General features: G+C 50.9%; 13 protein-coding genes. 12 read left to right on the plus strand and 1 reads right to left on the minus strand.

The annotated features are described in order from the left end of the window. Positions 1 to 9 precede the first annotated feature (9 nt). The 10 genes from F3H97_RS03050 (at position 10) to rnc (ending at position 9783) form a co-directional block, all read left to right on the plus strand. Positions 10 to 1689 (plus strand): DAK2 domain-containing protein, encoded by a 1680-nt coding sequence (locus F3H97_RS03050; RefSeq protein WP_201302241.1) that lies wholly within the window; start codon positions 10 to 12, stop codon positions 1687 to 1689. Positions 1690 to 1752: 63 nt separating this feature from the next. Then, positions 1753 to 2415, plus strand: a complete 663-nt coding sequence (sdaAB, locus tag F3H97_RS03055; RefSeq protein WP_078146679.1) for an L-serine ammonia-lyase, iron-sulfur-dependent subunit beta — start codon at positions 1753 to 1755, stop codon at positions 2413 to 2415. Positions 2416 to 2427: 12 nt separating this feature from the next. Further along, complete coding sequence (gene sdaAA, locus F3H97_RS03060; RefSeq protein WP_074037281.1) at positions 2428 to 3315, plus strand: L-serine ammonia-lyase, iron-sulfur-dependent, subunit alpha; 888 nt, start codon at positions 2428 to 2430, stop codon at positions 3313 to 3315. Beyond that, the gene (recG, locus tag F3H97_RS03065) at positions 3302 to 5332 is read left to right on the plus strand and encodes an ATP-dependent DNA helicase RecG (RefSeq protein WP_196430527.1); all 2031 of its coding nucleotides are present in this window, start codon (positions 3302 to 3304) and stop codon (positions 5330 to 5332) included. Before sdaAA ends, recG begins: the two co-directional genes overlap by 14 nt. Positions 5333 to 5417: 85 nt before the next feature. Next, the gene (fapR, locus tag F3H97_RS03070; protein WP_196430528.1) at positions 5418 to 5981 is read left to right on the plus strand and encodes a transcription factor FapR; all 564 of its coding nucleotides are present in this window, start codon (positions 5418 to 5420) and stop codon (positions 5979 to 5981) included. 2 nt (positions 5982 to 5983) lie between these two features. Next, complete coding sequence (plsX, locus tag F3H97_RS03075) at positions 5984 to 6973, plus strand: phosphate acyltransferase PlsX (protein ID WP_196430529.1); 990 nt, start codon at positions 5984 to 5986, stop codon at positions 6971 to 6973. 18 nt (positions 6974 to 6991) lie between these two features. After that, complete coding sequence (gene fabD / locus F3H97_RS03080; protein ID WP_196430530.1) at positions 6992 to 7912, plus strand: ACP S-malonyltransferase; 921 nt, start codon at positions 6992 to 6994, stop codon at positions 7910 to 7912. Beyond that, positions 7905 to 8645 (plus strand): 3-oxoacyl-[acyl-carrier-protein] reductase, encoded by a 741-nt coding sequence (fabG, locus tag F3H97_RS03085; RefSeq protein ID WP_074037275.1) that lies wholly within the window; start codon positions 7905 to 7907, stop codon positions 8643 to 8645. Before fabD ends, fabG begins: the two co-directional genes overlap by 8 nt. A gap of 58 nt (positions 8646 to 8703) precedes the next feature. Further along, positions 8704 to 8943 (plus strand): acyl carrier protein, encoded by a 240-nt coding sequence (acpP, locus tag F3H97_RS03090; RefSeq protein WP_196430531.1) that lies wholly within the window; start codon positions 8704 to 8706, stop codon positions 8941 to 8943. Positions 8944 to 9066: 123 nt separating this feature from the next. Continuing rightward, entirely contained in the window at positions 9067 to 9783 is a 717-nt protein-coding gene (gene rnc, locus F3H97_RS03095) for a ribonuclease III (protein WP_074037940.1), read from the plus strand. 37 nt (positions 9784 to 9820) lie between these two features. On the opposite strand, the gene F3H97_RS03100 is transcribed toward rnc, so the two are convergent. Next, a complete protein-coding gene (locus F3H97_RS03100) occupies positions 9821 to 10015 on the minus strand; it encodes a DUF1128 family protein (RefSeq protein ID WP_015881361.1) in 195 nt (64 codons plus the stop codon). A gap of 114 nt (positions 10016 to 10129) precedes the next feature. Here F3H97_RS03100 and smc point away from each other — a divergent pair, with 114 nt between their 5' ends. Both smc and ftsY read left to right on the plus strand, forming a co-directional pair. Next, entirely contained in the window at positions 10130 to 13687 is a 3558-nt protein-coding gene (gene smc / locus F3H97_RS03105) for a chromosome segregation protein SMC (RefSeq protein ID WP_196430532.1), read from the plus strand. Then, positions 13684 to 14709, plus strand: coding sequence for a signal recognition particle-docking protein FtsY (ftsY, locus tag F3H97_RS03110; RefSeq protein ID WP_196430533.1), 1026 nt, complete (start codon positions 13684 to 13686; stop codon positions 14707 to 14709). The genes smc and ftsY overlap by 4 nt, the downstream gene beginning before the upstream one ends. The last annotated feature ends 45 nt before the right edge of the window (positions 14710 to 14754 follow it).

Here is a 14754-nt window from a genome sequence, read left to right on the forward strand (position 1 = left end):
GGATTTGGTGTGGGTTTAAATCGTTTAGATGGCGTGGCGCTCTCAAACATGATCGCAAACGGAGCGGCCAACTTGAGCCAAAACGCAGATTATGTAGATTCGCTTAACGTCTTCCCGGTTCCAGACGGAGACACGGGAACGAACATGAACTTGACGATGACGTCAGGTGCGAAAGAAGTAGCAGCCATGAACTCATCTGATATCGCAGAGGTATCATCAAAGTTCGCTCGTGGACTCCTGATGGGAGCACGTGGAAACTCAGGCGTTATTTTAAGCCAATTGTTCCGCGGCTTCGGGAAAGCCGTTGAAGGTAAGACGGAACTCACGACAGTTGATTTTGCAGAAGCTCTCAAACGCGGTGTCGACACGGCATACAAGGCGGTTATGAAACCGGTTGAAGGGACGATTTTAACGGTTGCTCGTGAAGCGGCTGATGAAGCGCTCCTTGCGTCTGAGTCGACAAGTGATTTCACAGAGTTCATGAAACGTGTCATCGTCGAAGCAAAAGCTTCGTTAGACCGTACACCGGACTTGTTACCGGTGTTAAAAGAAGTCGGGGTCGTCGACTCAGGTGGTCAAGGACTTCTCGTCATTTACGAAGGATTCCTTGCGAGTCTTGAAGGAAAAGAACTCGAAAAACCACATACTCCGGTGATGGATGCATTGATTGAAGCAGAACACCATGCGCATGCGGCGCAAGGATTCATGTCAACAGAAGATATCGAATTCGGTTACTGTACGGAAATCATGGTCCGTTTCCAAGAGGACAAGTTGAAAGATGCACCGTTCAACGAAGATGCATTCCGAAACGAGTTGTCTGAACTCGGGGACTCTCTTCTTGTCGTCGCGGACGAGGAGCTCTTGAAAGTCCACGTTCACGTCGAGACGCCAGGTGAGGTCATCACGAAAGGTCAGCGCTTCGGTGAACTCGTCGCAGTCAAAATTGAGAACATGCGTCAACAACACTCGACGATTCTTGAAGAAGAACACGGTGCCAACCAACACGGTGTTCAACAAGCGGAGAAGCCGAAAGCACCATTTGCCATCGTAACGGTCGCAATGGGTGAAGGCGTCAGCGAACTGTTCCGTTCACTCGGGGCGGCCCACGTCATCGAAGGTGGTCAGACGATGAACCCGTCGACGGAAGATATCGTCAAGGCGATTGAATCGGCACATGCGGAACACGTCTTCATCTTCCCGAACAACTCCAACATCATCATGGCGGCTGAACAAGCGGCGTCTGTCGCACCGTGCGGCGTGTCGGTCATTCCGACGAAGACCGTCCCACAAGGTCTTGCGGCAGCCATCGCATTCAATCCTGAAGCGGATGTCGAGATGAATGAACAAGCGATGAAAGCGGCAGCGGCGACAGTGAAGTCCGGTCAAGTGACGTACGCTGTTCGTGATACGAGCATCGATGGCGTTGAAATCAAAAAAGATGAGCACATGGCGATTGCTGAGAAGAAAATCGTTTCTTCATCTCCATCGAGTTTAGAAGCGGCTAAACGATTAGTCGATGCGCTCATCGACGCAGACGACGAAATCGTCACGATCTTAACAGGAGAAGGCTCTTCTGCATCGGACGTAGAAGCGTTGACGTCATATATCGAATCGGTGAACGACGAGATTGAAATTGAAGTTCACGACGGTAAACAACCGCTTTACTCTTATATTTTTAGTGTGGAATAAGCTGTTTCGAATCCCTACCTTCTGTATAATGAAGGTAGGGATTTTTGAAAGGGGGAAAAATTGATGAAATATCGTAGTGTGTTTGACATTATTGGCCCGGTCATGGTCGGACCGTCGAGTTCGCATACAGCAGGTGCTGCCCGCATCGGCTTGATGGCTGGTAAGTTGTTCGGGAGAACGCCGCGTACCGCGCACATCACATTTTATGGGTCGTTTGCTGACACGTATCGGGGACACGGTACGGATGTGGCCATCGTCGGTGGAATCATGGGATTCGATACATTCGATCTGAGAATCCCACAGGCGTTAGACATCGCCCGTGAAAAAGGGATCGAGGTCATTTTTGAGACGAGTGATCTGTTGACGGATCACCCGAATACGGCCCGGGTCTTACTCGAAGATGAATTGGGCACATTTGAGATTGTCGGGATCTCAATCGGCGGGGGAACGATTGAAATTACCGAACTGAACGGATTCCCGTTGAAACTGACAGGTGGGGGGCCTGCACTCGTCGTCTTGCACCATGATCGATTCGGGGCCATCGCGGCTGTGACCGGTGTGTTGGCGAATCACCAATTAAACATTGGTCATATGGAAGTGAGCCGCCATGAAAAAGGGATGCAGGCGTTGATGGCGATTGAGATTGATGAGACCATTCCTGCGGAAGTGTTAGCAGAGCTGGAACGGTTACCGCAAATCGAACGGATAGCTATTTTTGGGGAATGAGGAGAATGTGTGATGTTTAAATCAGTAGAGGAATTAGTGACGATTGCAACAGAACGGAATATCCCGATTTCTGAAGTGATGATTGAGCAAGAGATGCACGTCAGACGCGCCAGTCGCGAGGACATCATCGGGATGATGGACCGAAATCTTGAGGTGATGGAAGAAGCGGTCGAACGTGCACTCCAAGGTGTCACGTCGGTTACGGGATTGACGGGTAATGATGCAGTACTCATGCAAGAGTATATTCGTTCGGGCAAGTCGCTCGCTGGGGATCTCATTTTAGATGCGGTGTCGAAAGCGATCGGGACGAACGAAGTGAACGCGGCGATGGGACGAATCTGTGCGACACCGACAGCGGGGAGCGCGGGCGTCGTACCGGGAACGTTGTTTGCGGTAAAAGATCGCCTTGAAATGGACCGCGACGCGATGATCCGTTACTTGTTCACGTCAGGTGCGTTCGGATTCGTCGTGGCGAACAACGCCTCGATTTCAGGGGCGGCTGGTGGATGTCAGGCCGAGGTCGGGTCGGCGACGGGCATGGCAGCCGCGGCCATCGTTGAAGCAGCTGGCGGGACACCGGACCAGTCGGCTACGGCATTTGCGATCGCCCTAAAAAATATGCTCGGTCTCGTCTGTGATCCTGTGGCGGGGCTGGTGGAAGTTCCATGCGTCAAGCGAAACGCCATGGGCGGTGCCAACGCTATTGTCGCAGCAGATATGGCGCTCGCGGGGATTACCTCACGTATTCCTTGTGACGAGGTCATCTCGGCGATGCATGAAGTGGGCCAAATGATGCCGACGGCCTTAAAAGAAACCGCTAAAGGTGGACTTGCCAATACACCGACGGCTCGTCGCCTCGAACGAAATATATTTGGAGCGAAAGAAGATGCAAAACAATGATCAACTGACGACGCTGAAAGGGGTCGGGCCAGAGATGGCCAAAAAGTTAGAAGTGATGGGACTTGTTCGAATCGAGGACGTGCTTGAGCACGTCCCGTTTCGTTATGAGAATTATAATAGTGGGACGGTGACGACGGCTGTGCACGGCGACCTCGTCAAATGGAGCGGGACAGTCCAAGGCGAACCGCTCGTTCGTTACTATAGTAAAGGGAAAAATCGTCTCCAGTTCCGGTTGTTACTCGAAGACCGATACGCCGTCCAAGTGACGATGTTCAACCGTGCCTTCTATAAAGAAAAATTGGTGATTGGGGAGACGGTGACGGTCAAAGGGAAATGGGACATGAACCGGATGACGATCAGCGCGACCGACCTTGAATTTGGTGCCCCGTCAGGCGGACTGCAACCGATTTATTCATTGCGTGCCGGACTGACACAAAAGAATTTCAGTCGAATCGTTAAACTCGCTTTTGAGCAGGTGAACGATCTGCCCGAACAGGTCCCGCATACCATTCGCGACCGATATCGATTAGTTGACCGGATGACGATGCTTCGTGGGATGCATTTCCCGGATACGATTGAGACCTATAAACTGGCGAGACGAAGCTATGTCTATGAAGAGTGTCTCATGTATCAGTTAAAATTACAGGCGTTTCGTAAAATGGAGCGGTCAGGAAACGGTCGGGCCCTTCACCTCGATAAGCATCAATTGAATGAATTCGTCAAACGGCTCGCATTCCCGTTAACAGGAGCCCAGACACGGGTCATCCGTGAAATCGTATCTGACCTTGAAAAACCAGAACGGATGAACCGATTGTTACAAGGGGATGTCGGGAGCGGGAAGACCGTCGTTGCCGCGATTGCCTTGTATGCGACTGTAACGGCCGGGTATCAAGGGGCCTTGATGGTGCCAACAGAAATCCTTGCCGAACAACATGCGACATCGTTACAGGAATTATTTGAACCGTTTGGCATCACGATTGCCCTCCTGACGAGCTCAGTGAAAGGGAAGGCGCGCGAAGCGCTTCTGACGGCAATTCGATCGGGTAACGTCGACATCATCGTCGGGACGCACGCGCTCATCCAAGGACCGGTCGAATTTTCGAATCTACATTTGGCGATCACGGACGAACAGCACCGGTTTGGTGTCGAACAGCGGAAGAAGCTACGAGACAAGGCCGAATTCGCCGACGTATTATATATGACCGCGACGCCGATTCCGAGGACGCTTGCCATCAGTGCATTCGGAGAGATGGATGTCTCCACGATTGATGAGATGCCAAAAGGACGAAAGCCGATTGAAACGTATTGGGCGAAACATGATCAAATCGATCGTGTGCATGCAATGGTCGATCGGGAACTCGCACTCGGCCGTCAAGCGTATGTGATTGCACCTCTCATCGAGGAGTCGGATACATTAGAAGTGGAAAGTGCGACGGCACTGTATGAGCTATTGAAAGAACGCTTCTCGAACTATGGCGTTGGCCTGATGCATGGGAAGCTATCGAGTACAGAAAAAGACGAGGTTATGAAATCATTCGCCGATAACGCGACACAGATTCTCGTCTCCACAACAGTCGTCGAGGTAGGGGTAAACGTCCCGAACGCCTCTCTAATCATCATTCATGATGCCGAACGTTTCGGTCTCGCGCAATTACACCAGTTGAGAGGGCGTGTCGGTCGTGGTGCGCATCAATCATTCTGCATCCTGGTAGGAGACCCGAAATCGGATGTCGGGAAAGTCCGTTTGAAGACGATGACGGAAACGAACGATGGCTTTGTATTGGCAGAGAAAGATTTAGAGTTGCGTGGGGCTGGTGATTTCTTTGGAACCGCACAGAGCGGTCTCCCGAGTTTCCGTGTCGCCGATCCCGTTCTCGATTTGAAAGTGATGGAAGTGGCCATGCAAGATGCCGTGAAACTTCTCGGAAGCGACACATTTTGGCATGACGCCCAGTATGAAGGGTTACGTGGCTATTTGAAACAACTCGACCTTCTCGTTGGGGAAAGGTTAGAATAGTACTTGAAAATGACGACTAAAGAATATATACTGCTATTAGTACCAGGTATTAAGTTCTTTAGCGATTAGTTTAGGAGGGAACTGAATGCGGGTACCTAAGAAAGAGCGGCAACGCTTGTTACAAGAAACGATTGAGCATAACCCGTTCATCAAAGACGAAGAACTTTCAAAGCAGTTTTCTGTCAGCATCCAAACAATTCGACTCGACCGGATGGAATTAAAAATTCCAGAAGTGCGGGAACGGATCAAACATGTGGCTTCCGAACATCTCGATGAAGTCAAATCGCTTTCAATGAGCGAGGTCATCGGTGATATGATTGACTTGAAGCTAGATGACTCTGCGATCTCAGTCCTCGATATAGAGAAAGAACACGTCTTTAGCCGCAACGAGATTGCCCGTGGACACGTCTTGTTCGCGCAAGCCAACTCGTTAGCGGTGGCGCTCATCAATGATGAATTGGCGTTGACCACTAAAGCGGATATTCGCTTTAGTCGCCAAGTCCATCTTGGAGAGCGAGTCGTTGCCAAGGCTCGTGTGATGAAACTAAGAGGGGACGGGAGAACGGACGTCACAGTTGAAAGTTATGTCGGTGAGGAGTGCGTCTTTGACGGCGACTTCACGATTTACCGACGTGGTGAGGAGGAGTAAGCATGAAGTTAGCGATTGATGCAATGGGTGGCGATCACGCACCGAAGGCGATTGTAGAAGGTGTGAAAGGGTTCATTGCGCTATATCCAAATGAACCGATGGAACTCTTTTTAGTTGGTGATGAGGTGAAAATTGCCTCATACGGTCTTGATGATCCTCGTGTGACGGTTGTCCCAGCCAGTGAAATCATCACAGGTGAAGACGAACCGGTACGGGCGGTGCGCCGTAAGAAGGATAGCTCGCTCGTCGTGGCAGCTCAGCTTGTCAAAGAAGGAAAAGCGGATGCTCTCGTGTCTGCCGGGAATACCGGCGCATTGATGGCGGCGTCTCTTTTCATCATCGGGCGGATCCCAGGAATCGAGCGTCCGGCATTATCTCCGACGTTCCCTACATATACTGGTAGTGGTGTCGTCGTACTGGATGTCGGAGCGAATCCGGATGCAAAAGCTGAACACCTCGTGGATTATGCGATTATGGGTTCGCTGTATGCGGAACATGTCCGTGGCATCAAGACACCGCGTGTCGCTCTTCTCAATATCGGGACGGAAGCCGGTAAAGGAAATGCGCTGACAAAAGAAGCGTTCCCCCTCCTTGAACAGGCACCTGTCCATTTTGTTGGGAATGTCGAGGCGCGTGAAGCGATGTCAGGTGATGTGGATGTCATCGTGACCGAAGGATTTGCCGGAAACATCTTGTTAAAGGGTGTGGAGGGCTCCTCTTCGATGCTAATGAAGATGATGAAAGAACAATTCACGAGTGACCTTGTATCCAAACTCGCCGCTCTCATCTTAAAACCGAAATTGAGACGATTAAAAGAAACGTTGGATTATCGCGAACACGGGGGAGCCGGATTATTCGGGATCAATGCACCGGTCATCAAGGCGCATGGGTCGAGCGATGCACTCGCCATCATGAGTGCGTTGAAACAGGCGAAAGTCATGGTAGATCACGATGTCGTTGAAAAAATCAAGCGTGCCAAAGCGATAGACTAAGCGAAAGCAGGTGAAGATATGGGGAAAGTAGCATGGGTGTTTCCAGGGCAAGGTTCCCAAGCCGTTGGGATGGGACAAACCTTTTTAGATCATCCTGAAACGCTTCAAGCAATCGGACGTCGACTCGGATTTGACCTACTTGAAGTCATGTCATCCGGGTCGAAGGAAGATCTACAAGAAACGGAAATTGCACAGCCGGCCATCGTGGCGCACGCTTCGCTCCTCGCGCAAGCCTATGCGAAGAGCGGTGCGGCACCAGATGTCGTCATCGGGCATAGTGTCGGTGAATATGCGGCGCTCGTCAGTGCGGGTGTCATCGATATTGAAGAAGCGACCGTTCTCGTCCGGGCGCGTGGACAGTTGATGTCTGAAGTGAAGGATGGAACGATGGCAGCAGTCGTCGGGATGACCGATCTTCAAGAAGCGCTTCATATCACTGAAAAAATCAGTGCGAGTGGGAATTTAGTTCAAATCGCCAACTTGAATTGTCCTGGTCAATTCGTGATTTCAGGGCATGTCGACGCGGTCGAACAAGCAAGCGTGGAATTGAAGGCTGCCGGTGCGAAGCGGGTATTGCCGTTAAACGTATCTGGAGCGTTCCATAGTTCCTACATGATGCCGGCAGCAACACGTTTCCAAGACGTTCTTGCCTCGTCGCCATTTGAAGCGGCTTCCATCGACTTGATTTCGAACGTGGACGCGGCGGTACATCGTGACCCTGAACAGTTGAAGGCGTTATTGACGAAACAACTGTATTCGTCTGTCCGTTTTGAAGAATGTGTGCGCAAGGCGATTGCAGACGGCGTAGACACGTTCATCGAGTTCGGCCCATCTTCACCGCTTTCAGGATTGATTAAACGAATCGACTCGAACGTTTCGATTCAAAAGGCGACCACGTTGGAAGAAGTCGCCTCGTTAGGAGGAGAAGTACGTGCATGATCAAGTGGCGATCGTGACAGGGGCGTCCCGGGGAATCGGGGCGGCCATCGCGAAACGTTTAGGGGAAGACGGCTTTCGGGTCGTCGTGAACTACTCGGGTAGTGAACAAAAGGCGAATGATGTCGTGGCCATGATCACGGATGCAGGCGGCGAAGCCATCGCCGTGAAAGCAGATGTATCCAATGCTGACGATGTCAAAGCGCTCGTCAAGACGACAGTCGATACGTTCGGACGCGTCGATTGTCTCGTCAACAATGCAGGGATCACGCGTGACGGGTTACTCATGCGAATGAAAGAAGCCGATTTCGAAGATGTGCTGTCGACGAACTTGAAAGGCGCCTTTCTGACATCGCAAGCCGTCACAAGACCTTTGCTCAAGTCGAAAGCAGGTCGAATCATCAACATCGCCTCGGTTGTCGGGATTACTGGCAATGCAGGACAAGCGAACTATGCGGCTGCAAAAGCAGGTTTGATCGGATTGACAAAATCAGTGGCGCGCGAACTCGCGGGACGTCACGTGACTGTCAATGCCGTCTGTCCAGGGTTCATTCAAACGGATATGACCGATGCCTTGACAGATGCGCAACGAGAGGCTACACTCGAGCAGATTCCGTTCAACCGTTTCGGACAGGTGGAGGATGTGGCGAACCTTGTCTCCTTCCTCGCTTCGGAACAAGCCGCTTATGTGACCGGACAGACGATTGCCGTCGATGGCGGCATGACGATGGCGTAAAAGAGAACTTTACCAACAGACTGACATTTAATATACTTACCTTTGGAGGGATTTTATCATGACAAAAGAACAAATTTTAGTAGACGTACAAGAAGCAGTTGCTGAGAAACTCGGGAAAGACGTATCTGAAATCACAGCAGACAAATCGTTCAAGGATGACCTTGGTGCGGATTCACTTGAAGTAATGGAAATGGTGATGGACCTCGAAGACAAATTCGACATCACGATCGAAGACGAAGACGCTGAGAAGCTTGCGACTGTTGGCGACGTAGTGTCTTACATCGAAACAAAATTGTAATCAAGCCTTCCCACCGCTCGGTTCCGGGCGGTGGGCTTGTGCTTATTCATGGAGGGAACTATGACAAAAGAAAAACGACGGTTTGACCGTCAAGGGTCGGCGCAACGGCGTCGGCGTCAGGAGATGGAACGAGCACGCATCTTGGAACTATTTAAATCATTGGAAGAACGGTTGAACGTTCAATTTTCGAATCACGACTTGTTGATGCAGGCGTTCACACACTCATCTTATGTGAATGAGCAACGCGGGTTACGAAAAGACAATGAACGTTTAGAATTTTTAGGGGATGCTGTTTTAGAACTGACCGTATCTCGCTTCCTCTATGAGACTTATCCGGAGCGCTCCGAGGGGGAATTGACGAAATTACGAGCGGCGATCGTATGCGAACCGTCACTCGTGAATTTTGCGGAAGCTTATGCTTTCTCTGACTTCATCTTGCTTGGGAAAGGTGAAGAGTTGACCGGTGGACGAAAACGTCCGGCACTGCTTGCCGATGTGTTCGAATCCTATATCGGTGCTCTTTATTTGGACCAAGGAATTGAGGCCGTCGAACGATTCCTCGCCGAAGCGGTTTTTCCGAAAGTCTTAGCGGGAGTATTCGAAGAACAGACCGATTTCAAGAGCCAGTTACAGGAGAGCGTCCAACGGGAAGGGCTCGGACCTGTATCGTATGAGATCATTGAGGAACGTGGTCCGGCGCATAGCCGGGAATTCGTCGCACATGCACGCCTCAGCGACGACATCGTCGGTGAAGGGGTTGGGCGTTCGAAAAAAGAAGCCGAGCAATTGGCTGCTAAAGAAGCGCTTATTGCCTTTAATCGGCGCTACGCAGATTTATAAACGAAAGGAGTGGACCGCTTGGGGGTCCACTCCTTTTTCATGTCAATTGACCGAGTTCTTCGACGATACCATCGACTTCCGACAAAGAGAGCGAAGAGCGTGTCATCACGTACTCGTAAATCTCTTTCACCGCTGACGGATCAGCCGCATTATATTCTTCCGCTTTGATCGCACCGCGGTTAATAATGTTCATTTTATCCAAAATGGCTTCAATCATCTGTTCATTCGTCATCTGTATTCCCCTTTCTACAGTTCTTTTTAGAATAGCATGATTCGGGCATTTTGACGAACTGTTAACTGTGGTAAAATATACAGATGAATGCTTACTGCGGATAGGATGGTCACGATGCACTTAAAACGAATCGAACTCGCTGGCTTTAAATCATTTGCCAAGCGAATTGAATTAGATTTCCGTCCCGGCGTCACGGCTGTAGTAGGGCCGAACGGGAGCGGGAAATCCAATATATCGGACGCTGTTCGCTGGGTACTCGGAGAACAGTCGGCCAAATCACTTCGTGGTGCCAAGATGGAAGATGTCATCTTTGCCGGAAGTGAAGGAGAGAATCACCGAAATGTCGCCGAGGTCACCCTCGTTCTCGATAATCGAGACGAACAGTTGCGTCTCCCATATGAAGAAGTGAGTGTGACCCGTCGCGTGACCCGAAGTGGGGACAGCGACTATTTTATGAATAAAAAACCATGTCGGTTAAAAGATGTGATTGATTTATTTATGGATACAGGTCTTTCACGAGATGCGTTCGCCATCATCGGTCAAGGGCGGGTCGAACAAGTCATTTCTGGGAAACCGGAAGATCGACGTGCCGTCATCGAAGAGGCAGCCGGCGTACTGAAATATCGTCAGCGGAAAAAACAGGCTGAACGCAAGTTACAGGACACCGAATTAAACTTGTCCCGGGTCGATGACATTTTATTCGAGTTGGCGGACCGAGTCGAACCGCTCCGTGAACAAGCGGCGCTCGCTCGGGAGTACAAAGTCGCCAAAGCGAGACATGATGAACTCGAAACAGGAATCATGGGCGCAGAAATTCACTTGCTCCAACAGGAGATTGAGCAAGTGTCCGCACGTCACGTGGAATCTGTTCAACAGTTATCTGACTGTGACCGTTCGTTACGTGACCTCACGGAGGAACGTAGCGGGCTCGAAGCGAAGCTCGCCGAGTTACGCGAAGAATTGACAGAGCTGAACCAAAAAGAACGGGAGCATTCGACCTATGTCGAGCGTTTGACGGGTGACATCAAGCTCGCAAAAGCACAAGAAGAACACGGTGCCGAGATGAAAGAACGACTCATCCGACAACGTGAAGAAGTACGTGCAGAGATGACCGAGCTTGAAGCGCGATTGAAGGTCGTTCATGAAGAACTTGACCAAAAAGGAAATACGTTGAAACAAACGACTGCGACGAGAGAGTCACTTCAACAACAGTTGAAAGCCGCCTCTCGTGATTTCAATGCTGAAATCGAAGCGTTACAAAGTGAGGCGTTCGAACTCGCGACAACGAAAGCGACAATCGGTAACCAACAAAAGCGGGAACAACGGGATATCGATGTCGCCGTCGAGTCGAAAGAACGCCTTCTACGCGAGAACAAACATCGTCTCGATGATCGTTCCTCACAGGAAGCGACACTTTTGGCGACTCGAGAGCAGTATGAAGCGGTACAAAGTCGCTTTGAACAACTGAGTCAAAAAGAGACACAACTTCGGGACGAAGAGACGGCAATTCGTGAAAAACGTACACGAGCCGAATCGTCTTTCTACGACCTCGAACGCCGCCGTCAGAAGACGGAAGACCGAATCGAGATGCTCGAACGGATGAAGCAATCGTATGAAGGCTATTTCCATGCGGTCAAGTTCGTCTTAAAAGACCGTTCATCAGGTGTCCTTGGTGCTGTCGCGGAACTGATCCGTGTCCGTCCTTCGTATGAAGCGGCCATCGAAACGGCACTTGGGCAGACACAGCAGCATGTGGTCGTACAAGATGAGACGGTGGGACGCCGTGAAATTGATAAATTACGAAAAGCCAACGCAGGACGAGCGACATTCTTGCCGATGACGACGATCAAACCGAGATTCGTGCCGAGTGAGGTGTTAGATCGACTCGACTCGATGAACGGATTTGTCGGTGTGGCGTCGGAACTCGTCGAAACAGATGCATCATACGAGCCGTTGAAAAAGTCGTTGCTCGGTTCCGTGCTTGTGGCGGAGACACTTGAAGTCGCGAACCGTATCGCCCAATCGACGGGATATCGTTTCCGTGTCGTCACGTTAGAAGGGGATATCGTCAACGTTGGCGGATCGATGACGGGTGGTAGTCGCAAGCAGGGCGTGGCCCTGTTCACGCAGTCGCGCGAATTAGATGATTTGAAACAAGGTCTCACTCAAGGCCTCGCCATGTTGCATGAGCAAAAAACACGTCTTCAAGAGTATACAGAACAGTTGGAGGACATTACGCAACAGTTGTCTGAACTTCGGGATGAGAAACGTTCCGTTGAAACGAGCCTCCGTGAAGTCGAGTCGGCCTACCGTACTGCGGAACGTGCCTCCCTCGATGCCAAGTCACAACTGGAACTGTTCGATCATGAAATGATGCGCTATGAGCGGACGATCGAGACATCGACTGCTGAATTAGAGCGATTGACGATTGAATTGGCCGACACGGACCGCGCCCAAGCTGACATTCGTTCACGTCTCGAATCGCTTCGGGCAGAGCAGGCGAAAAGTGCTGAGAGCACGGGTCAACTGGAATCGTTGCTGCGTCAAAACGAGCTCGATCTTCAGCGGCACACGCTCGAAGAAGAGCGGGTCCGATATGAATTGGACCGTCTGGTGACCGACCAAAGTCGTTTGCAGGAACGTAGCGATCAGATGGAGCGTGAATTGACGCGGCTCGAGAGTGGAGAAGTCGTGTCATCTGCAGAACTCGAGGCGACGCTTGCTACTGCCAAACTGGATTTCAAAGAAATTCAAGAGCGGCTTCAAGGAGCATCAACAACACTCAAGACGAACGAAGAGGCGTATCGGATCATACGTCAACGGGTCGATCAGGCAACGGAGGCAAGACGTCAAGCTGAAGCTGTCGTTCGAAAACTTGAAACGGCGAAACAAGAGTTCGAGCTGAAACGGCAATGGAAGCTCGATGTGTTAGAAGAGAACGGACTCGTCGCAGAACTATTGCCGGCACTCGAAATCCCGTTAGAAGAGGCGAAAGAGGAATTTAAGTTGCTCGTTCGTCAAATCGAAGAAATCGGACCGGTCAATCTAAATGCGATCGAAGAGTTTGATAGTGTCCACGAACGGTTCACGTTCCTGTCTGAACAGCGGGATGACCTCGTCAGTGCAAAAGAAGATTTATATGAGATCATCGCCGAGATGGACCGCGAAGTGACACGCCTCTTCAAAGAAACATATACGAGCGTCCGGGCGCATTTCAAACAGACGTTCACCGAGCTTTTTGGTGGCGGGGAAGCGGATTTGAAATTGGTAGACGAATCGGATTTGTTGAACACAGGAATCGAAATCGTCGCCAAACCACCGGGTAAAAAGTTACAGACACTCAGTCTGTTATCTGGTGGAGAGCGTGCGCTGACGGCCATCGCTTTATTGTTTGCGATTTTGAAGACGCGTCCGGTACCGTTTTGTGTTCTCGATGAGGTCGAGGCGGCCCTTGACGAGGCGAACGTGCATCGTTTCGGAGAATACATTCGGACGTTGTCGATCGACACGCAGTTCGTCATCATCACGCATCGTAAAGGCACGATGGAAGCGGCGGACACACTATATGGCGTCACGATGCAACAGAACGGGGTGTCCGAGGTATTATCGGTCGAACTGTCCGAAGCAAAACGTGTCGTTGAAATGGATGAAGAGATGGAGGAATCACGTTGAGCTTTTTCAAGAAATTAAAAGAGAAATTGACGACATCTACCCAAGAGGTGTCACAGAAGTTTACAGAGGGGTTGACGAAGACACGTGACGGCTTTGCAAGTGCCGTCAACGACCTCGTCTATCGCTTCCGCGAAGTGGATGAAGATTTCTTCGATGAACTCGAAGATTTACTCATTCAAGCGGATGTCGGCGTCACGACGACGATGGATCTCGTCGAAGATTTGAAAGAAGAAGTGAAGCGACGTAATCTGAAGGACCCGGTCGCGGTGCGTGACGCACTCGTCGAAGTCGTGGCGAACCGCCTCCAAGAGGATGAATCGGACCGTGAACTGAATATGCAAGACGGACTCACGGTCATCTTGTTTGTGGGCGTCAATGGTGTCGGAAAGACGACGACCATCGGCAAGCTGGCGCACCAGTTGAAATCTGAAGGGCGTTCCGTCATGCTCGCGGCAGGGGATACGTTCCGTGCCGGCGCCATCGAGCAACTTCAAGTATGGGGAGAACGTGTCGGGGTTCCCGTCATTCGTCAAACGGAAGGGTCTGACCCGGCTGCCGTCGTCTTTGACGCCGTTCAGGCTGCTAAGTCACGCAACATGGACGTCTTGATTTGTGATACGGCGGGACGTCTTCAAAATAAGGTCAATCTAATGAAAGAACTTGAAAAAGTCAAACGAGTCATTGAGCGGGAAGTGCCGAACGGACCGCACGAAGTGTTACTCGCCCTCGATGCGACGACGGGGCAAAACGCCATGGTTCAAGCGAAAGCGTTCAAAGAAGCGACGAACGTGAGCGGAATCGTCCTCACGAAGCTCGATGGGACGGCCAAAGGCGGGATCGTCCTAGCAATTCGGAACGAACTCGATATCCCGGTCAAATATGTCGGGCTTGGAGAGAAGATTGACGATTTACAGGAGTTTGATCCAGAACAGTTCGTCCTTGGACTGTTCGGCGATGTTTTTGAGGACAAGACACAGGATGCCTCGATGGAAAAAGAGGACACAAACGAGGACCTCGCCTAAGTTTTGCTGTTAAGAAAAAAACTTGACAAGTAGTAGGCACGGCTG

The organism is Exiguobacterium sp. SRB7LM (assembly GCF_015712685.1).
Lineage (GTDB): Bacteria > Bacillota > Bacilli > Exiguobacteriales > Exiguobacteriaceae > Exiguobacterium > Exiguobacterium profundum.

Coding starts and splice junctions, on each gene's coding strand:
- fapR (WP_196430528.1), top strand. CDS start 5,418: ATGCGGGTACCTAAGAAAGAGCGGCAACGCTTGTTACAAGAAACGATT.
- F3H97_RS03100 (WP_015881361.1), bottom strand. CDS start 10,015: ATGACGAATGAACAGATGATTGAAGCCATTTTGGATAAAATGAACATT.
- acpP (WP_196430531.1), top strand. CDS start 8,704: ATGACAAAAGAACAAATTTTAGTAGACGTACAAGAAGCAGTTGCTGAG.
- smc (WP_196430532.1), top strand. CDS start 10,130: ATGCACTTAAAACGAATCGAACTCGCTGGCTTTAAATCATTTGCCAAG.
- rnc (WP_074037940.1), top strand. CDS start 9,067: ATGGAACGAGCACGCATCTTGGAACTATTTAAATCATTGGAAGAACGG.
- recG (WP_196430527.1), top strand. CDS start 3,302: ATGCAAAACAATGATCAACTGACGACGCTGAAAGGGGTCGGGCCAGAG.
- sdaAA (WP_074037281.1), top strand. CDS start 2,428: ATGTTTAAATCAGTAGAGGAATTAGTGACGATTGCAACAGAACGGAAT.
- plsX (WP_196430529.1), top strand. CDS start 5,984: ATGAAGTTAGCGATTGATGCAATGGGTGGCGATCACGCACCGAAGGCG.
- fabD (WP_196430530.1), top strand. CDS start 6,992: ATGGGGAAAGTAGCATGGGTGTTTCCAGGGCAAGGTTCCCAAGCCGTT.
- sdaAB (WP_078146679.1), top strand. CDS start 1,753: ATGAAATATCGTAGTGTGTTTGACATTATTGGCCCGGTCATGGTCGGA.